The organism is Psychrobacter sp. AOP22-C1-C5, from assembly GCF_052378885.1.
GTDB lineage: Bacteria > Pseudomonadota > Gammaproteobacteria > Pseudomonadales > Moraxellaceae > Psychrobacter.
Window position 1 is genome coordinate 1 of record NZ_JBQSYC010000012.1, and the last position, 21,195, is coordinate 21,195.

14 protein-coding genes are annotated in these 21,195 nt (G+C 45.2%); 6 read left to right on the plus strand and 8 right to left on the minus strand.

Annotated elements, in window-relative coordinates:
* On the minus strand, window positions 1–1,584 hold a 1,584-nt coding region (gene lnt, locus ACT3TH_RS12350; RefSeq protein ID WP_444756134.1), incomplete at its 3' end, for an apolipoprotein N-acyltransferase.
* Window positions 1,585–1,853: 269 nt separating this feature from the next.
* Window positions 1,854–2,753 (minus strand): CBS domain-containing protein, encoded by a 900-nt coding sequence (locus ACT3TH_RS12355; protein WP_444756135.1) that lies wholly within the window; start codon window positions 2,751–2,753, stop codon window positions 1,854–1,856.
* A gap of 263 nt (window positions 2,754–3,016) precedes the next feature.
* Between ACT3TH_RS12355 and ACT3TH_RS12360 the strand changes: the two genes are divergently transcribed.
* Window positions 3,017–4,384 (plus strand): Lnb N-terminal periplasmic domain-containing protein, encoded by a 1,368-nt coding sequence (locus ACT3TH_RS12360; protein WP_444756136.1) that lies wholly within the window; start codon window positions 3,017–3,019, stop codon window positions 4,382–4,384.
* Between the two features lie 29 nt (window positions 4,385–4,413).
* On the opposite strand, the gene ACT3TH_RS12365 is transcribed toward ACT3TH_RS12360, so the two are convergent.
* The gene (locus ACT3TH_RS12365; protein WP_444756200.1) at window positions 4,414–4,905 is read right to left on the minus strand and encodes a YcgN family cysteine cluster protein; all 492 of its coding nucleotides are present in this window, start codon (window positions 4,903–4,905) and stop codon (window positions 4,414–4,416) included.
* A 258-nt stretch (window positions 4,906–5,163) separates the two neighbouring features.
* On the opposite strand from ACT3TH_RS12365, the gene ACT3TH_RS12370 reads away from it, so the two are divergent.
* The 3 genes from ACT3TH_RS12370 (at window position 5,164) to ylqF (ending at window position 10,350) form a co-directional block, all read left to right on the plus strand.
* Window positions 5,164–5,901 carry a dienelactone hydrolase family protein gene (locus tag ACT3TH_RS12370; protein WP_444756137.1) on the plus strand — a complete coding sequence of 246 codons (738 nt, stop codon included), beginning with the start codon at window positions 5,164–5,166 and terminating at the stop codon, window positions 5,899–5,901.
* 215 nt (window positions 5,902–6,116) lie between these two features.
* Window positions 6,117–9,254 carry a DUF2339 domain-containing protein gene (locus ACT3TH_RS12375; protein WP_444756201.1) on the plus strand — a complete coding sequence of 1,046 codons (3,138 nt, stop codon included), beginning with the start codon at window positions 6,117–6,119 and terminating at the stop codon, window positions 9,252–9,254.
* A 139-nt stretch (window positions 9,255–9,393) separates the two neighbouring features.
* On the plus strand, window positions 9,394–10,350 hold the full coding sequence (ylqF, locus tag ACT3TH_RS12380) for a ribosome biogenesis GTPase YlqF (protein WP_444756138.1): 957 nt from the start codon (window positions 9,394–9,396) through the stop codon (window positions 10,348–10,350).
* A gap of 107 nt (window positions 10,351–10,457) precedes the next feature.
* Here ylqF and ACT3TH_RS12385 read toward each other — a convergent pair whose 3' ends face one another.
* Window positions 10,458–11,273: an SEL1-like repeat protein gene (locus ACT3TH_RS12385; RefSeq protein ID WP_444756139.1), complete on the minus strand. Its 816-nt coding sequence runs from the start codon at window positions 11,271–11,273 to the stop codon at window positions 10,458–10,460.
* Window positions 11,274–11,472: 199 nt separating this feature from the next.
* Here ACT3TH_RS12385 and mutY point away from each other — a divergent pair, with 199 nt between their 5' ends.
* Entirely contained in the window at window positions 11,473–12,696 is a 1,224-nt protein-coding gene (gene mutY / locus ACT3TH_RS12390) for an A/G-specific adenine glycosylase (protein WP_444756140.1), read from the plus strand.
* Window positions 12,697–12,838: 142 nt separating this feature from the next.
* Here mutY and ACT3TH_RS12395 read toward each other — a convergent pair whose 3' ends face one another.
* Both ACT3TH_RS12395 and rapA read right to left on the minus strand, forming a co-directional pair.
* Window positions 12,839–13,741 carry an acyl-CoA thioesterase gene (locus ACT3TH_RS12395; protein WP_444756141.1) on the minus strand — a complete coding sequence of 301 codons (903 nt, stop codon included), beginning with the start codon at window positions 13,739–13,741 and terminating at the stop codon, window positions 12,839–12,841.
* A 384-nt stretch (window positions 13,742–14,125) separates the two neighbouring features.
* A complete protein-coding gene (rapA, locus tag ACT3TH_RS12400) occupies window positions 14,126–17,014 on the minus strand; it encodes an RNA polymerase-associated protein RapA (protein ID WP_444756142.1) in 2,889 nt (962 codons plus the stop codon).
* Window positions 17,015–17,354: 340 nt separating this feature from the next.
* On the opposite strand from rapA, the gene ACT3TH_RS12405 reads away from it, so the two are divergent.
* Complete coding sequence (locus tag ACT3TH_RS12405) at window positions 17,355–18,299, plus strand: D-2-hydroxyacid dehydrogenase (protein WP_444756143.1); 945 nt, start codon at window positions 17,355–17,357, stop codon at window positions 18,297–18,299.
* 18 nt (window positions 18,300–18,317) lie between these two features.
* On the opposite strand, the gene ACT3TH_RS12410 is transcribed toward ACT3TH_RS12405, so the two are convergent.
* Both ACT3TH_RS12410 and ACT3TH_RS12415 read right to left on the minus strand, forming a co-directional pair.
* Window positions 18,318–19,877 carry a flavin-containing monooxygenase gene (locus ACT3TH_RS12410; protein ID WP_444756202.1) on the minus strand — a complete coding sequence of 520 codons (1,560 nt, stop codon included), beginning with the start codon at window positions 19,875–19,877 and terminating at the stop codon, window positions 18,318–18,320.
* A 254-nt stretch (window positions 19,878–20,131) separates the two neighbouring features.
* A complete protein-coding gene (locus ACT3TH_RS12415) occupies window positions 20,132–20,845 on the minus strand; it encodes an RluA family pseudouridine synthase (RefSeq protein WP_444756144.1) in 714 nt (237 codons plus the stop codon).
* Window positions 20,846–21,195 lie beyond the last annotated feature (350 nt).

A 21,195-nucleotide genomic window follows, 5' to 3' on the forward strand; every position in this document is an offset into this window, starting at 1 on the left:
CTTAGTAATCTGCTTGTTCGAACGGGCGTGCTTCGTTGTACGCTTGCCAAAATAGCTCAATATAAGCAACAGCGTCATGACAAACAAAATAGGATAATGACCAAAACGCATAAATGGCGTATTACCAACCCGTGCCTGAACATCACCGCGCAATACCGTACGCTCAAATTGCGGCGCACGTTCGACGATACGGCCTTTATGGTCGATAATCGCTGTTACACCCGTATTGGTGGCTCGCATAAACCAGCGACCGTTTTCAAGCGCTCGCATCTGTACCATTTGCAAATGTTGTAATGGACCGGCTGATGTGCCAAACCATGCATCATTTGAGATGGTCAATAAAAAATCCGTACCAATCGCATTTCTACGCGTGGTATCTGGATAAGCAACTTCATAACAAATAGCAGCGCCCAAATTATGGCCACGTACACGCAGCGGTGCTTGCTTATCGCTACCACGGCTGTAACTCATGATGTCTTGGCTGCCTGCTAAGTTTGGCAAAATATCTAATACCCCTTCAAAAGGTATGTACTCGCCAAACGGTACTAAGCGTTGTTTTTTATAGAGACCTTCTGCGTCTGCGCCCAAGGCGATCACACTGTTATAAAACGGAGGATACTTATCAGTACTGGCATTGAAAGCCGCTTCATCCTTATAAGGGATGCCTGTCACCCACGTTGTATCAGTTTCTTTGGCCATTTTGACCATTTCACTAATAAAGCCAACCGCTTCTGTTTGAAACATCGGAATCGATGACTCAGGCCACAGAACAAGGTCACGATCCCACTCTGTACTCGTCAAGTTTGCATAGATTTTTAGGGTTTCAATCTGATATTCGGTAAGCCATTTTAAGTCTTGTGGAATATTACCTTGAATCAAAGACACGGACAAATCAGGCGTACCTTTTGGTTTTGTCCACTGTGGGTTGATAAGCCATAATGCTGTGCTAATAACCAACAAAGCCACTGATGGAAGCATATAACCGCCACGGCGACGCAATAGCTCGACCACGCTTGTCGCGACCAATACAGCGACAAAAGAGACGGCAAAAACGCCTGCAACAGGCGCTAATGAAGACAACCAATACTGTTCGGTGAAGGCGTAACCCACGAACAACCACGGAAAACCGGTAAATAACCACGTTTTCATCCATTCTTGCAAGATCCAGAGCGCGGCAAAAGACAGCGGCTGCTTACCGACCATACGATTGAATATCAGTGCCATAAAGCCATGGAACAACCCCATGCCCAGACCCATCAATGCAATCATAATAAGCGCAAGCCATACAGGAGTATCGCCATAAACGTGAATTGAGGTATATAGCCAAAACGCGCCAACACACCAGAGTCCAGTCCCATAAGCTTCCCCGATAAGAAAAGCACGTTTACCACTCATCTCAGGAATCAGTAAAGCGTATAAAATAGCAGGCGACAACAACGCAAGCGGCCAAATACCATAAGGTGCGAGTGCAAACGTAAACACGGCCCCCGCCAGCCAAGCAATCAATACCGTCACCAACATCGGTAAGCGTTTTGGTTTATCGGGGTTCAGACGTTTTTGCAAATCAACAGTAGACAGACGCATAGCAGTTATCCAGATTTCCCAAGATTTTCAAGCATTGATATTTTCGATACTTTTGATACATTAAATACTCAGGTAAACCCAAGCGAAAACCGACCGTAGTAGGTTTCATACAATGTATAAAAAGTGTCTAAAAATTAAACCCGCTCATGATACCAGCCTAACCCAATCAATGGGTAAAATTGCGTAGCAAAAACTGCTTATCAAAAAAAAACACGACCGCAATCGTGTTTTTTAAATAGATTTCTAGCTATGAGACCATTATTGAGGAATTAATGACTGCCTATCAATATTTGCGGACTCTCACTTACCTTGGTGAGCTCTAAGTTTTGAATAAAGCGCCCCTCGACATCGGTAATGGTAATTTTCCAATCATCTATTATCACACTCTCGCCTTCTAAGTCACCCACATGACCAAGTGCCTGCATGACGAGACCGCCCATGGTATCAACATCGGTATCATCGAAATGGCTGCCCAACTCATCGTTACAGTTTTCAATCACGGTAGACGCTTGCACACGCCATGTGTTTGGCTTTTCAGGATCGGCCACGATATTGTTGATATCGCTGTCCTCGTCAAAGTCATCGTGCTCATCGACGATGTCACCGACAATCTCTTCGAGCAAATCTTCCATAGTAACCACACCGCCAAAATTACCAAACTCATCGACGACAATTGCCATGTGCACTTGCGTGCGCTGCAATGAGCGTAGCAATGTATCAGAGCGCGCCGTCTCACTAATATATAGTGGCTGACGTACTAAGTCTCTGAGACGTTTACTATCGATTTTTTCTTCTTGGTTACGCACCATATGGACAAGAATAGGAATCAAGTCCTTTGCCAGCAAGATACCAATGACGGCATCATCATCTTGACTGTCAAATACTGGATAGCGAGAGTGGGTAGTATCTAGGATGATATCCATCACTTCAGTGAGGCTTGTGCTTTCATGCAAGCCAATCACTTGCGGGCGAGGCGTCATGATTTCGCGCACTTGCGTCGCTGGCAAATCTAGCACGCCTTCTAACATATCAACCGTATCAGGTTCTAAAAATTGGCGCGAGTCTTGTACCAAACGAATCAGTTCATCACGGGTTTCAGGGGCGGTCGATAGCCAGCGTTTTAAGCCGCGCATCGACCAACTACTCGGGCTGGGAGTGTCGTCAGACATGGTGGTGTGATTTAACCTCTTTAGTTAATGACGATAGTCAATAATAATGAAAATAGTAAATAAACGACAGATAGCTTGTAGATGGGGACAGAAGTCACAAATAAAACCGCTCTTTTATTATTAAACAATAAGAGACCGACATAAATCAGCTTCACTTTATCGTATGGGTGACCGACATTCAACGACAAATTCACTCAAATTGTATTGTCAGTGTGTTATAAACTTTGTTATGGTCAAAGCCTTTATTTATCAAAATAATCCTTATGTCGCTACGTTCCTTTTTTTCTCGCTTGCTTTCTTCTCACTCCAATAGCCATCAATCAGATAACGGCTTAGACAGTCACGGCAAAAGTTATGGCAAGAACAGTTATGATGCAGAAAAACAAACCTATCGTGACAACCCTCAACTGACCAAATGGCAACAGTGGCGACGTTATATTGTTCAATGTTTCATTGCACTCGTGCTTATATTGTCTGCAGTGTGGTTACTGCTAGCGATTTGGTATCAATTTGGAAGCGCAAGCGCAATCACTTGGTCAACAACAATTGTGATTGTTGGCTTGTTGACGGCGTTGTTTGCAGCCCATTATTCACCTCAAATTTTTGACAAAAAATTCTTTAAGAAAAAGACGACTTACAGCACTGTTTCTCCCATTAATACTAAGAGAACGTCCTATAAAAACACTCATATTAAATGGCTATCAGGATTGTACGCGGTTGTTTGGCTCATGGGTGTTGGCTGGTTTTTTTCTATTGAACCCAAGCAAGACCGCGACTGGATGGCGGAGGTCGACCGGCAAGTCACTTATGAGCGCAATGCGACCAATCCTGATTTGATTACCTTGACCAATGTACGAAATTTTGATTGGCAAACTGACACTGATGCGACAGAGCATTGGGAGACACGAACAGTTGATTTGTCCAAATTATCGGGCGTCGATGTCACGAACTCCTATTGGATGGGGCCACTTATCGCTCATACCTTGGTCAGCTTTCGTTTTGAAGATGATCGACCGCTTGCCTTCTCATTTGAGATTCGTAAAGAAAAAGGCGAGTCTTTTTCGGCATTGGCGGGGTTTTTTAGACGGTATGAGCTAAGCCTTATTGCAGCAGAAGAGCGCGATGTCATCTACACGCGTAGTAACGCGCGCGGTGAGCAGGTTTATCTGTTTCCTGTCAGCCATTTGCAACACCATGAGGTCAGATCGCTGTTTGACTCTTATCTGAGTGCCGCCGACGACTTGAATGCAGCGCCTGCTTGGTACAATACACTGCTTAGCAACTGCACCAATATTATATTTTATATGGCACGCATCGTCAGTGGCGATCGCTTGCCGTGGGATTATCGCATTTGGGTATCTGGCTGGCTGCCAAACTACCTATACGATGTCGGTATGCTCGATGCCAATCCAAACGCGGATGGTCAGACTTGGTCGATGGACACGTGGTATGAGCGCACACACATCAACCCAAAAGTGATAGGATTTGATAATCAAATCAATGTAGACTCTAATCGTAATAGCCGTGATTTTTCTCAGCAAATCCGTCAAGGCATTCCCATTCCGCAACTGGCTGATTCAAAAGCTGAGGCCGAAGCGCAGGCCGAATCTGCATCTCAGGTAGCTGAATAGCGGCGTAAAAGGGTAAAACTTGAAGCCGCCTAAGGCTTTACCCAATTGACAACCCGCGTTTCCATTTCTTCATCACTCATGCCGATCTCGCTCACGCAGCGCCCAGCGACGCCAACATTTGCGGCGCGCATTTGCTGCTGCGTCGCCACCGCATTCCCAGTCAATAATAGATGCCAACTTGGCAAATTTTGACCTTTATACAAGCGCTTGTAAGCACAATGCGAGGGTAGCCACATCATTTTGGGCAGATTGTGAATAGTGAGCTGGATACAATCTGGCACATGCTCTTGGCGCGTCGCGTAATGTTGGCAATACCCCGTTGCACAGTCCATTAGCTGGCAGGTGACATCAGTGTACTCAACCAATTCTTCATCGTCATCGTTGTCGATGTATTTGATTAAACAGCAACTGCCGCAGCCATCGCACAAGGCTTCCCACTCGCTATGGTTTAGCTCAGTCAAGGCAAAGCGTGACCAAAACTCTGGACGCACTGTCTCAGTCCCACCCGCTTCGGGGAACAAAGTCACAGACTGGTCGGACTTAGTAGTCGCCTGAATATTTGGCTGAGAGTCTAACAACACCTCTAAGTCAGTATTCAAACTGGCAGTGTTTTGGTTTAAAAAATTGATAGTCATAAGGCGGCAGTAGCATTTTGATAAAGAGCGTTACAGTATTATAGCTGTTTTTGCTTGGCATGGGCGTTAAGGTAATAAAAGTCAGAAAACGAACGACTATAAATATAGATAACTAAAACTCATAACACAAAAAAGGACAATAAAATGTCAATTAAAACCTTTGAATTGATCAGCACCACCGAAAATAACGTTGAGCTGATAAGCTATGTCGCCTTACCAGAAGATGCTGCTGATGATAAGCCAGTTGCAGGTATCTTGGTTGCACCAGAATGGTGGGGCGTGGTCGATCATCCAAAATCTGTGGTTGAGCGTTTGGCTAAAGCTGGCTATGCCGCTGTTGCTATGGACGTTTATGGTGAAGGCAAACTGACCACCGATGCATCAATGGCAAACATGTGGATGGAGCAAGTATTGGCCGATCAAGACATGCTGATGGCACGTTGCCGCTTGATTCTAAATGATTTTAGCGATCAGTTAGCAGTCGATGGTGACAAGCTAGCAGCGATTGGCTTTTGTTTCGGTGGCAAAGTGGTACTCGATATGGCGCGCGAAGGCATGCCACTAAAAGCAGTGGCAACTTTCCATGGTAATCCAACACCAAAACAACCTGCGGACAAAAACTTTAAAGCAAAAGTACTGGTCGCTCATGGTCGTGATGACTCAATGGTATCGATGGAAGCGATTGAAGGTCTAAAAGAAGAGCTGGATGCCGCTGATGTCGATTATACTATTGATGTCTATGATGATGCCAAACATGGCTTCACTAACCCGCATGCAGACGAACGCGCTGCTGAAAACAATGCAGATCTTGGCTATAATGAAGCCGCTGCCAAGCAAAGCTGGGAAAATATGCTTGAGTTTATGAAAACCAACTTGGCATAAATCTGTATCGGTATAACCTTTATTGAGATCTTATATAAAAATATACTCAATAAGATAAAAGTAAGATAAAAACAAATGTGAGGTCAGCTTATTTATTAAGCTGGCCTCTTTTTTTACCCTTCAACATTTATCTGGGCAAGTAGCACAACCTATCTTGTACTTCTCAGCAAATAGCGTCATTATCTTTTCATCGTGAATGGGATTGAGTGAAGAAGATGTTATATCTATTGATAAGTCAATTGGGTTGGTTGACTTTTATCGCTTTATTGATCGTGGTTGTCGCGTTATATAGTAGGATAAGCCAGCAAGTAAAGCAGCTACGCCGCGATGTGATTAAGCTGCAAATAGCGCTTGAGCAACAAAAAGCGCGCGATACAACGTCTGCGCACGCTCACTTAGCTGATGAAAAAGATGGATACGATGGTTCTGCGACAGACAGTAGCATCACTAATAATGTTCTTAATTCATCAGACTTATCTATAGATTCATCTGCTGTGCCCACATGGCCACCATCGCGCCCAACCATTGCTACAACCGATCTTTCATCATCTGCTTCTAGTGCTGATTCATTAGACAACAGCCCGTTAATCACTACAAAAACCACTGCAAAAAACAACACACAGACCTCGCCTATAGAGCCTGATGAGCGCTCATTACCCATCGTCACCTCATTGATCCATTCGGTTAAAAACTGGTTTTTCGGTGGCAATTTGGTCGTGCGTGTTGGCGTGTTGGTATTACTAGTGGGCGTGGTGCTGTTGCTACGTCTGTTGAGCGAGTATATAGAGATTTCAATTGCGACTAAGCTCATGGCAATCGGTATCATGGGACTTGGGCTGGCGGGACTGGGATACAAACTGACGGCAAAACGCTTCTCCTATGGCACCACTTTACAAGGTACTGGTCTGGCGATTGCGTATTTGAGTACCTTTTTCGCTTATAGCGTTTATCAGATTATTCCAAGTATACCGAGCTTCATTGGACTTGGTCTGTTGTCTGTCATTACGATTTTTTTGGCAGTGCGGCAAAACGCTTTTCCGCTTGCCTTACTGGCATTATCCGGCGGTTTTTTTGCGCCCATCTTGACCAGTGAGGATACAGGCAGTTTGGTCGTATTGTTCAGCTATTATCTTTTGCTAAACGTCACCATTGCCGTAATCGCTCATTACCGTCCTTGGAAAATATTAAATCTATTCGGAGTCGTGATAACTTTTGGTCTGGCCTACTACTGGGGCATGAGCGAGAACTTAAGCGCTTTGATTGACTCGCAGCGCTGGCCTTTAGTGTTACTGGTTGTCTTACATTGGCTTCTTTATCTCTTTGTTGTCATTCGCTATGCGCAGCAAATTATCAGCTATAACACATCTAACGAAGTTGCTATTAGCCCTGTTCAATCGCTCAATAATAATGCTAAGACAGATACGGCAGATATTTTAGCTACCGGGCAGACGACTTATCTGTTTCCTATTGATACCGGCTTATTGTTTTCAGTGCCGCTGCTTGCTTTTGGGCTACTTGCGGCATTACTTGATGACATTCCCAATGCCTTATCGATCACCAGTGCGATTTTAGCGGTTGTATATCTTGGATTGGGCTGGGTCTTTATTAAGCAAAGTCAGCGTTATGCGCTCATCACTGAAGGCATGCTGGCACTCGGCTTTGGGTTTTTGGCATTAGTCATTCCGCTGGTATTCGATGCTGAATGGATTGCCTTTGGCTGGTCAATGCAAGGATTGACGCTGGTTTGGTTTGGCAGGCGCTCACTACGAGCATGGTCGGTATTGTTTGGCGTGTTATTACAGCTTTTAAGTATCGGAATGTTGATAGAGACCACGGTATTCTCTGGTGAAGACGACCCTATATTAGCCTTAAGTATTTCGGCACTCAGCTATCTTGCCACGGTATTTATCTTACGTGTCAGCAACTCACCGACGGTATTTATAGCCAAAAAAGACAATGCCGATAGCCTTGCAGTTTTCTCAGCAGATGACTCACAACTTGATGCGACGTCGGCGACCATATCGACCTACGCCGACGCCCTAGGTATTAGCACTCGCGCCGCTCGCCAGTGGCTTGCCTCAATCGACAGCCAAAGCCAAGTATTTAACCTTGTGTGGCGCAATCCGATATTGGTCTCGTTTTTGACCTTGACGGCAGTGGTCTGGATGCTACATGTACTGATGATTGACTTGAGCCATTGGTTCGACATCTGGCAGTCAACCTCTATGCTCATTGCGCAGGCGACCCTTATTAGCTTAGCGGCTTATTGGCTAATCAATCGGTATTACTCATGGACGGAAATCAAAAAACTTAGCTATTGGGTGTCGCTCGTATTTTATGCGATGTTGGTACTACAATTACCGCAGAAGTTTGAGCAAAATTTGACATGGACAACAGTAGAATGGCTTGTGTTTGCGGTCTTAATAATTGGCTGGTTAAGCATTGGGCAGCTCTGGTTAAAAACTTGGCATGCTGATAACGATATTAAGACACCGCGTTATGCTGACGCTATTTGGCTTGGCACCGGTCTTTTACTTATCGCTGCTGCTGCCCATTATGGGCTTCCAGACTCTGAAGGCGTGATGACCATCTTAATTCCAACTTGTTTGATCGTATCAGGATTGTGGTTTAGTTATCGTCTTGCCCGTAGTCGTCATCAAGCGGCGCAAGTGCAGAACACATCAACTCGTCTGCTACCTTGGTTTGACTGGCAACAGGCATTAATAAACTGCGCAAGCGTTTTTACGCCCATTGCCCTGCTTTGGGTGATTATTACTAACTGGTCTTATGACGGTGTGATTTGGGGTCTGCCCTACTTCCCCGTGCTGAATCTATATGACGTCACATCATCACTGGTGCTGTTGACGGGTTTTGGCCTTTATTATATAAACCAAAAGTACGATGCGACCAAGCCAAGCTCATCAAACACCGATCGCAAACTTAAAAAAGTCACTAATACGGACAATCTATTGATTGTACTCGGACTGATTAGCTTTTGGTTTATCTCCATTGTGCTAATCAGGACGCTACACGCCTTTATTGGTACGCCACTTTGGGATACAGGCGCTTGGCAGAGTGAGCAAGTGCAGACTGGGTTGACGATTTTATGGACGCTTCTCGCATTGATCGCCACAATCATCGCCAGTCGCTACTGGCAGCGCGCGCTTTGGTTTATGGGCATTGGGCTACTCGGCATCGTCGTGCTGAAGCTGGTCTTGGTCGATCTGTCACAGACCGAAGCGATTTGGCGGGTGATCTCTTTCCTTGGTGCGGGCAGCTTGATACTGTTGATTGGGTATTTGGCACCCTTACCGCCAGCCATTGAAGAAAGTATTGATAAGCCGCAAAAGTAACTAGGTGTCTAGCAAGATGAAATTGTGCCGTGAGCAAGGTGGTTCTGTAGTAAACTGACTGCCATGACTAAAGGTGTTGCCAAAATAAAAGCAATACCCTTAGCGCCAAATTCTATGAATGACAAGGTTATAAAAGCAGATGGATAAGAGAGCAAGTATTCAGTGGTTCCCCGGGCACATGAACAAAGCCCGCAACGAAATCAAAGAAATCATGCCCCAAATGGATGTGATCATCGAAGTGATTGATGCGCGCATTCCTTATAGTAGCGAAAACCCAATGGTCGCAGCACTACGCGGCGAAAAACCCGTCATCAAAATCTTGAACAAAGCCGACCTTGCTGATCCTGAATTGACCCAAATATGGATGGATCATCTTGAGCAGCAAAACAGCGTCAAAGCGATTGCGTGCGACACCGATAAAGCCAATGATGTAAAACGCATCATCGCCATCTGTAAACACCTTGTTCCCAATAAAGTCGGGACAGGTCGCCAAATCAAAGCCATGATCATGGGCATTCCAAACGTAGGTAAATCAACCTTGATTAATACCTTGGCTGGACGCGCTGTGGCAAAAACAGGCGATGAGCCAGCAGTAACCAAGTCGCAGCAGCTTATCAAACTCGACGATGACATCATGCTTTACGACACGCCCGGTATGCTATGGCCAAAGGTTGAAAATGAAAACTCTGGCTATCGTCTGGCTGCTACGGGCGGTATCCGTGACACCGCGTTTGACTTCGCTGATGTCGCAAGCTATACCGCTGAATACCTAATGCACGCCTACCCTGAGCTGCTAAAAACTCGCTATAAAATTGACGAGCTACCCAAGACCGATTGGGAGTTTTTTGAAATAGCAGGTCGTAATCGTGGCTGTGTGCGTGCGGGCAATCAAGTCGATACGTATCGCATGTCTGAAATTCTGATTAATGAACTGCGTAGCGCAAAGATTGGACGTATCACGCTTGAGACACCCGCTATGATTGAAGCGGAAGAAATCGTCGTCGCCGAGCAGCGCATCGCCGCAGAAGAAAAAAGAAAGGCCAAGGAAGAGGAAAAACGTCTACGTAAAAAGCGGACGCGACAGAATCGGAAGTAATCAAAGTTAATAAACACAATAGGCCTAGCAACGTAAATATTTCTATCTCTAACTTCTAACGTTGCTAGATCTTATTTGATAACCACATAAATTAATTGTTTTTTCTACTAATAATTCTGATTTAACATTAGATAATTATTACAGCCTTTTTGACTGCCATTATCGCAAGATTTGCCGAACCACTTCTTAGCAGTAGCCCAGTCCTGACGAACACCAGCTCCCTTTATGTATGTTATACCTAAATTGTATTGAGCTTCGACTGATCCTTGATTAGCTGCTTTTTCATACCATTGTCTTGCTTGTTCAAAATCTTGACGAACGCCAAGCCCATTACTATATAATACACCTAGAGAGACTTGAGCCATAGCTAACCCTTGATTGGCTGCTTTTCGATACAATTCAGCTGCTTTAGCATAATCTTGAGGGATGTCTGTACCCTCGTAGTACATTAAAGCTATAGCTGTTTGCGCCTGACCTAACCCTTTACTAGCTGCTTTTTCATACAGCTCAAATGCTTTGTTAGGATCTTTAGGAACTCCTCTACCCTTACTGTGTAATACACCTAAATTATATTGAGCTTCTGGTAGACCTTGATTGGCTGCTTTTTGATACAATTCAGCTGCTTTAGAATAATTCTGAGGAACACCTTCTCCATTTCTATATAATGTACCTAGATTAGTTTGAGCTTCTGCTAACCCTTGGTTAGCTGCCTTCATATACCATTTCGCTGCCATAGCGAAATCTTGCGAGACTCCTCTACCCTTACTATATAAAACACCTAAATTGTATTCAGCCTCAGCATCACCTTCTTTAGCTATAGTTTGCGTTTGTCTAAAATCTGATGCTAAAGTAAAAACCGGTAAGATTGCTGCGACTAAGAAAATAATTGCTTTTTGTAGGAGTAGTATTCTAAATTCAACCATGTCATGTTTCTACTAAACAATTTATGCTGTTATACTTATAAGCATTAATAAAATTTACTAGATAATATATTAAAAAACTAATGTTGGCAAATTTCTCAGTTATCCTACCTCTTACTTTCTTGTATCAGTCATATTAAACCCCATAAACTACCTTAACCATAACCCCTCTGAGTCATTTATTGACGCACAAGGAACATCTTTGCCTACTCATTTTTCTCAGCTCTCTTCCTCCCTCAACTCCTTCGCCCCACGCCTACTCGACTGGTTTGCCGAAAATGGTCGCCACGATCTGCCGTGGCAACAGCACCAAACCGATACACCGAATCCTTATATCGTTTGGCTATCAGAAGTCATGCTCCAGCAAACGCAAGTGACGACCGTGCTGCCTTACTTTGCACGCTTTATGGCGTCGTTTCCGACCGTGCAAGATTTAGCTGCTGCCGACTGGGATTTGGTCGCCGAACATTGGGCAGGGCTTGGCTACTATGCGCGCGCACGTAATTTGCATAAAGGCGCAAAGCAATTGGTTACGGTCATCGAGGCAACAAGTGATTTTCCACAGACCTTAGCAGGCTGGGAAGCGATTTCTGGCGTTGGCCCATCGACGGCGGGCGCGATTATGGCGATGGGATTGCATCATTATGGCGTCATCTGCGATGGCAATGTCAAACGCGTACTGACGCGCTGGGCGGCGATTGATGGTGATATTACCAAGTCCGCCACGACCAAAGAGCTGTGGACACTAGCAGAGCGTTTAACGCCTAACGAATGCTCAGGATTATTCGCGCAAGCGATGATGGATATGGGCGCGACGTTATGCACGCGTAGCAAACCTGCTTGCCTATTGTGTCCATTGCAAGACGACTGCTTGGCACATGCAGAGGGGCGCGAAACCGACTACCCTGTTAAAGCAAAAAAGCAGGCCAAGCCTAGTAAATTTAGCAATGCCTTACTGATTGAAAGTATAGACCACGACATACTCTGGCTACAACGTCCTGATAATGGCATTTGGGGCGGATTGTGGAGTTTGCCATTGCAGTTTGTCGAAAAAATTACGGGTAACGTGACAGGGAAAAGTGAAAAGGCTACTGGCGATACGCTATTAGACGTACGGAGCAATGAAAAGGTATACGAGGTAGAATTTACTACCGCTGAGCAAATTATCAGCGAATGGTTGATTGAAAATAAACTGGTCGCAGAATCGGTGAGCAATACTTTATTAGATGACGCGCCTATCAAGCATTCGCTCACGCATTTTCACTGGTATTTAACGCCGCAAAAACTCACGATTGATGCGACACAAATGGCAGGACTGAATAAAAAATTAGTCGCCGCTGATATCGCCTTTAAATGGCTGACCGAACAAAAAGCGCAAGACAGTTTAGGACTGCCTCGCGCCATGATGAAAATTATTGAGCGTTAAACTCAGGATTGATGGTTAGACTTTATATTTAGTACTAAGTTCTAAGCGCTATTTTTAAAATCATTTTTAAAGGTAGGGCTTAGAACTTTTTTATGACTGAGCATCTAGACTGGGTTTTAAGACATGCCTTTGAGGCTGGCTTCTAGGACTTGGGCACACGCAAACGCATTAAGCCTTCTTGCTGTACGGTGGCGACCAGCTTACCATCTTGCCAAAACTGGCCATGATTTAGCCCTTTAGCATTGGATGTTGTATCACTCCACATGTCGTATAGCATCCAGCCATTCAGATCAAAATCACGGTGAAAATGCATTGAGTGGTCGATACTGGCCGCTTGCAAACCACTAGTCATAAAGCTAACGCCATGTGACATTAGCCCTGTTCCTACGAGGTAAAAATCTGATGAAAACGCCAGCAGAGCTTGCTGAATAGCAACGGGCTGATTGCCCAGCTCGCGAATACGCAGCCAGTTGGCCTGCTTAGGTTTCATTGGCTCTGGATGAATCGGGTCACGCGGCTTGACTGGTTTAATCTCCACATGACGACGACGCATAAAGCGCGCTTTGAGTGCGTCTGGGACTTTGCCCACATACTCTTCTTTTAAGTCCTGCTCTGCCAGCAAATCTTCAGGTGGCGGGTAAACTGGCATGTCTTCTTGATACTCCAAGCCCTCTTCCATCGGTGAAAAAGACGCTATCATCGAAAATATGACTTGCTCAACAGGCGCCTTACCGCGCATTTCTTTATATTGAATCGCGGTCACTTCACGCGCAGACAAACTACGACCGTCACGCAATCGACGCACTTGATAAATAACAGGCTGATTGATATCACCACCGCGCAAAAAATACCCATGCAATGAGTGACAAGGCTTATCTTTATCCAGCGTATGAGCCGCAGCCATAATCGCTTGGGCGAGTACTTGCCCACCAAAAATACGAGTGCCAACATAGTCATGGCTTTTGCCCTCAAAAACATCTGGGGTCACTTCAATAAGCGCCACAGTGTTCAGCAGCTCATCAATCAGTTTCGAATAATCGGACATGACGATATGTTTCCTTATTTTTATAAAAAACGCCCAGCACCCAGCGATATCAATAGGATTATGATATTGCGACAGATCCTTTGCGTTTGAATTTCAAATAATATGATGTCACTTGCTAAAAACACACAAGCGAGATTTTAGAACAGAAGATACAGTCATAGCAGCGCTATCACTCAGTATTTACTACCTAGGCATTTATTATAAATTGGCAAGGTAAACATCTTACCCAATATTGATGGCTTTGACTAGAGACTAACCGCCTACTCATAAGTATCGCTCAGCTTATTTAACTGAGCTGATACATAAGGAGCGGTTAATAAAAGCAACCTGAACCATAAAAAACGAGAGGTCCGATAACCTCTCGTTTTTATTTATTTGACAAATTTATGGCTTCACAGCTACGAGCACACGGATAGAGTCAGGTACTAAGGACAAGCTACCTAGCGCTTGCTCACCTTGGGCTTTTAATTGTTCTAAACGCTCAATTTCCGCCGGACGGACGTTAGGATTGATGGTTTGCAGATGCTTTAGGCGTTTGATTTCGCGCGACCACTGCTGGCTAAAGCGTGCACTGGCTTGTTCACCAATTTCGGCTAACTGCTGACGCGCAATGTCTTCGGCTTCATAATAACGCTGCTCAATCACATCACCGCGCACCTTAATCACTTGACGGGCACGGTTCTTATCCAAACGCTCAATGTGCGGCATAATCATATCAGCGCTAATGCGAGCAGATAAATCACTGCCCTGCTCGCTGATAAACACACGAATGTTTTGCGTGGTCAATGTCGCAGGCAAGTTAAGCACTCTTGGCGCAATTGTTTCAACACGAAAATTCACCTCAAGCAATACCATGCCTTGAGGGACAGCGGCACTTTTTAGCATTGCAACTGTGGTATTACCAAAGGTGCTGGTGCTCGCCAGCTCATAAATTGCGCGCATCAATGGATGCTCGTGTGTGATGAACTCGATGTCTTCACGTTGTAGTGCTTGCTCACGCTCAAAGGTGAGCGTCATACCATCTTCATCACCTAGTGGCAAACCATCGATATAATCACTAATCTCAGTGCTGTCAATCGGTGCAATGACCCACGAACCATCACGCTGGATGTTGTGATCTATATTGGCTGAGGCAAAAAAGCGCTCGATGAATTGCGGCAATAAGTTATGGCTGTCAAAATCGCGCATGGCATCGGCGATACGCCCAGCGACACGCGGACGGCACGAGTTATATTCAAGCAAGCGATCGCGACCTGCTTGCAGCTGTGCTTCTAGTCCCAATCGCGTCTGTAGCGCTTCGTCAATGATGTCTTGCAATGTTGCGCGGTTATCGGCAGTATCAGCACCTTCAAGCATTGGCTTAAGATCTTGGATATACTGCTCTTGCACGCTTTGCGCCGTCGGTGAAATTTGATTAAACATATTGAGCGCGCTGTTATACCAATGGTAGAGACGCTCTTGTGCCGTACCTTGTACGTATGGGACATGCAACATGATTTGCTGCGTTTGTCCGATACGATCTAAGCGGCCAATACGCTGCTCTAGTGTATCTGGATTGGCAGGCAAGTCCCATAAAATCAACTGACTGGCAAACTGGAAGTTACGACCTTCAGAGCCAATCTCTGAACACAATAATATCTGTGCGCCTTCGCTATCAGCGAAGAACGCCGCAGCTTGGTCACGCTCAAGTAAGGTCATCTGTTCAGTAAAGATAGCGGTCTTAATGCCTGCATGCAGACGCAATACCGCCTCCAAACTCTCAACGGTCGCCCCACTACGCGCAATCAACAATACTTTGTTGTGCTTGAGATCACCTCGCAAGATATCAATCAACCAAGACACACGTGGGTCGTCTTCTAGCCAGCCACCGTCGGGCTGGTTTTCTTCGCCCCATAGCTGCTCGCGCAATTTACCATTGGTTTGATAGCTGTCTTTCCATGCCTCAGGCAATGGCAGCGGATACGGCTGACTGCTACGACCATAAAACCCTTTTACACTCTCACGAGTATTACGGAAAAGAATACGACCAGTACCATGACGATCGAGTAACTCATTAAGTGCATAAGTTCGCAGTTTTTCATCTTCATTGATCGCGGCTAACTCGTCAATGCTGATATCTAATAGGCTGCTTAATGCGGCAATTTGATTGTCACTGACTGGCTTGTCTTCTATCAACACGCCAGCGACGGCTGCCGTCTCGGCAAAAGCTTCTTGACCATCGATGAACTCATCCAAGTCATCAAAACGATCGGGATCTAGTAAGCGTAACCGTGCAAAATGGCTTTGTGCGCCAAGTTGCTCAGGCGTTGCCGTCAATAGCATGACCCCAGGTGTCTCTTCTGCAAAGTCTGCAATCAAATCGTATTTATCATTGCCGCCTTGCGCCTCATCCCAATGCAGATGATGCGCTTCATCGACGACTAATAAATCAAACCCAGCTTCCATCGCTTGATCATACAAATCAGGATGATCAAGCAAGAGATCCATGCCACCAATGATGCATTGCTCAGTCATAAAGACGTTTTGTTCAGGATCGTGTTCTTTAATCGCAGCGGTACGCACCAAATCAAACAGTGCAAAGTTTAGATTAAAACGGCGGCGCAGCTCGATCATCCACTGATATTGCAGACTGTCTGGCACAAGGATGAGCACGCGCTCAGCCTTACCCGTGAGTAGCTGCTGATGAATAATCAAACCCGCTTCAATGGTTTTGCCCAGTCCTACTTCATCTGCAAGCAAGACTCTTGGGGCAATGCGTTTACCCACTTCATGCGCGATATACAGCTGATGCTCAATAATATCGACACGCGCGCCCATCAGCCCTTTAAGAGGGTGACCGGCAAGCGCCGACTGCATACGCAAGATATCTTGACGCAGCTCATACCAATCGCCGCGTTCAATACGGCCCGCCAGCAGACGCTCAAGCGGTTTTGCCAGCGTGATATTGGCCGCAAGACGGGTTTCCATGATGCCTCTTTCGTGCTCATCGACGCCATATTTGAGCACACCCATGACTTCATCAACGGCATTGACTGTGTAGCTTTTACCTTCTTGGTCGTAAATGCTATCGCCAACTTTGAACACCACGCGTGATAAAGGCGCAGAGTTTTTGGCATAGACGCGCGTCTCTTCACTTTGCGGGAATAAAATATGTACACATCGGTCGTCTACATCGATGACCACACCCAAGCCCAGCTCGGACTCCGTATCAGATAAATAACGTTGACCAACGGCAAATTCGGTGCTGTGCAATGAAGCGATAGAGATAGTCATAGGGCGATGTCTTTTGTACTCAGATGATAAGAAAATAGATAGCTATGGTGGCTATAATAGCAGGTGTGATTACTCACGCAGCAACGCGTCAAAGAGATGAGCGCAATGTCGTAACATAAATCAAATCAACCATTAAACCGAACCATTATATAACGTTAGCGGCTAGATGAGTGCGTTAAGTTAAATTTTCAAGAGATGGCTTGCGATAGCGCTTGAGATTATAAGGTATTTAACAAATTCATTTTTGCCTAAAACAGATTCGTTTTTGATTAAGAACAGTCACGTGCTACATTAAGTCGATAATTACTTTCGATGTAAAAACAATAAATAAGGAATACCCATGCAAGCCGTTTTTTTAGATAAAGGTACATTTTCTGATGGTGTTGATTTGCCCGCACCGACTGGTGTGAGCGATTATGTCACTTATAACGACACGCCTGCAGACAATAATGTCATCATTGAGCGCTGCAAAGATGCCGACATCATCATTACCAATAAGGTTAAAATTGGCGCTGACGTGATTGCAAAATTGCTCAAGCTCAAGCTGATTCAATTGACGGCGACTGGCATGAACAACGTCGATCAAGACGCGTGCGACAAACACGATGTTGCCCTCTATAACGTTGCCGGTTATGCAGTCAAAAGCGTACCTGAACATACCTTTATGCTGATGCTGACTGCGATGCGCGCAGGTATTCATTATCATCAAAAAGTCGCTGATGGCACATGGCTTGCAAACGGTAATTTTTGTCTGCTTGATATTCCACTGATAGATTTGGAAGATAAAACGCTCGGCATCATTGGGGTTGGCACCATTGGTAAACGCGTGACCGAAATCGCCCGTGCCTTTGGTATGACCGTACTATGGGCCGATCATCAAGGACAAGAACCGCGTAATGAAGATTACACAGCCTTCGATGAAGTCCTTGCCCGCGCTGATGTCATTACGTTGCATTGCCCGCTGAACGAACAAACTCAGCATCTTATTAATAAAGACACTTTAACAAAAATGACAAAGCAGCCACTTATCGTCAATGTCGCACGCGGCGGGATCGTCGATAGTCAAGCCTTAGCTGACGCTATTAACGATAAGCAAATCATCGGTTACGCCAGTGACGTGTTTGAACAAGAGCCAATCACAGATGATGATCCACTATTGACCCTCGCCGATCATCCTCGTGTCATATTTAGCCCGCACAATGCATGGGGTAGCAAAAGCGCACAAGAGACCTTGTGGGAAATGCTAAGCAAACAAGTTGCTGAATTTATTAATAAGCAAACATAAAGACTAACGATCTAAGCACTAACGACTAAGATGTAACCAGTCGTCCTTTATTTTACGGTACTTAAGCATTATGCGATCGCTAAGATAATTGTTGGTCACGTACCAAGGATAGCGATCGCCTTGCTTAGGTAGCTCATCTTTTGCCCGCTGCACATATCCTGCCGACAATGCACCCATTACCGTATCCGCTTGCATATGCGCCTCGTCGTCTTTTGTTTTCGCTTGAGGCAAGGCCACTTGATACCGCTGCTTATGCATATAGCCCAGCAAGCGCATGACATACTGACACGCCAAATCGATCTTTAGCGTCCACGATGCGTTGGTATAGCCAAACAGTGCCACCATATTTGGTATGCCTTCCATCATGACTGCTTTATAAGTCATACGAGTTCCGATATCGACCGCTTGACCATCGATATAGACGGTTGCACCGCCAAGCATTTGTATCTTTAGCCCAGTTGCCGTGACGATGATATCGGCATCAAGATGCTGACCAGATTTTAGCAGGATGCCCGTCTTGGTGAAGTGATCAATTTGATCTGTCACCATCTCGGCGCGTTTGCTATGCAAGGCCTTAAATAAATCACTGTCTGGCACTGCACATAGTCGCTCATCCCACGGATTATAATCAGGCTCAAAATGAGCCACATCGACATTACTGCCTTTTAGTTCTTTTTTAATGCCGTGCCTTAATACCGCTTTCATGACCTTCGGTGCAAAGACAGCGGCTCGGTAAATGCCTTGCTGCATCACGACATTGCGAGCGCGCAGTACGGTATAGGCCTGCTCTTTTGATAAAGGAGAAAACTTACCCGATAGCCAGTCAAGCGCATAATCATCGCCCGGTACGCTGGCCACATAGGTGGGTGAACGTTGTAGCATCGTGACATGTCGCGCGCATTGCTCGCTCGCTTCATCTAGTAGGGCTGGCAGCAAAGTCATCGCGGTAGCGCCACTACCGATAATCACAACTTTTTTGTCATCATAATCGATGTTTTGCCAGTGCTGCGGGTGGACAATGCGACCTTGAAACGCTTCTTCTTTATCAAAATAAGGCTGATAGCCTTGCTCATAATCGTAATAGCCAGTAGCACCAACCACAAACTGAGCCGTTAAGGTAAACACTTCACCATTGCTATGATTTTTTACCATTGCAGTCCACCGCTTTGTCACACTTGACCAAGACAGTTGCTGCACCTCATGTTGATAACGAATGTGCTCCGTCACCCCAAACTCGCGTGCTGTATCCGCGATATAGCGTTTGATATCAGCGCCTTTTGCCAACATTCTATGGTCTAACCACGGGCGAAAGCTGTAGCCAAAAGTTAGTGCGTCAGAATCAGAGCGAATGCCAGGATAAGTAAATAAATCCCATGTCCCGCCCAAGTCTGCTCGTTTTTCTAATATCGCAAATCGCTGAGTGGTTTTTTGTTTGTTTGGCTTTGCCTCTTGACGTTTTGTTTTACTAGGCTTTTTATTGCCAAACAAACCTTTATTCTGGCGCTGCTGTAGACGGCACGCCATACCAATACCCGCAATCCCTGCACCAATGATGAGCACCTCATAATCGACTGGTATGTTTGATGAGGACTTTTTAAATTTGAGGCGATTTTTAATCGTTTGTTTGGTCGCCTGTTTGAAAGTAATGATATCAAGCATATTTTCTATCCTTGTAGTGGCATGCATCCCTGTACTTGCATGATTTTTACGCAATGTCGTTTATATATGAATGAAACGCTTAAAAGTACTGGTATCAGTTTTTTGAAGCCTCTGTCGAGCGAAGCTCACAGCAAGCGAGAAAAATTGATAGCAGTCACGAGACTCATAACAAGTTAAAAAGGACTAGGACTTTCCCAATCCATCCATGCGCCAAGCGTAGGATGCTTAAGACGCAGTTGCTGAGCATGTAGATTGAGCCTTGGAGCGATCTCCAACGCCGCGCCTTCCGCATAAATCGGATCACCAATCATCACATGGCCAACATGTACCATATGGACGCGCAGCTGATGGCTGCGACCTGTCACGGGCTTCAACATGACGCGCGTAACTGTCTGACCATTACATTCTTCATGAGCGATCACTTCATATAAGGTTAATGCATGCTTTGACCAATCATGATCGACGATATGGCGCGGTTTGGTCGTAGGCTCATAGCGTACTGGTACTGATATCTCACCAGTGGCGCCTATGCTCTGCCATTTGCCAAAGACACGTGCTTGGTATCTTTTTTGCGGAAGTCGCTCAATAAATTGCTTACTGATGTGAGTCTGTGCCGCCGCGTTTTTTGCAAAAATGAGTAATCCCGAGGTATCCATATCTAAACGATGGATCAGCTTAACTGCGGGATTGGCGCGCTCAAGTCGCGCCAGCAAACTCACTTTTAGCGTCTTACCATCGACACTCAGTAGGCCAGCGGGTTTATCGACCACCCAAATGTCGTCATCTTCATAAACGGTAATGTCTTGCGCAAATGCTCGAAAAAACTCAAGCGGATAAGCGTTTTCTTGACTGTTAAGGGCGTCTACTTCTTCTTCAGTAAAAGGCATAAAATGAGCTACTTATATTGTGGGACTTGAGAGTACTGACTCTCGTGTACAGGTAATTATGGGGCAAAAATGAAGTTGGCTAATATATTTATATAGACTTGAATAAAATGATAAAACGCTGTTGAAACGCAGGCTTAACGTAACGATAAAGACTACAGGTGACAGATAAAACATAACCTGTTTCGTTATGTTCTGATTTATTGTGTCAATAGTAATTGTTGAGCAATTTAACTGGTATAGCTCTGCCAATCGTTGGCAAACATGTTAATATAATGGCACATTTTCACCCCTTCTAAATGATTCTTTGATCGCTCATCACTCTATTATCAAATCAATATCTAGGTGGATGA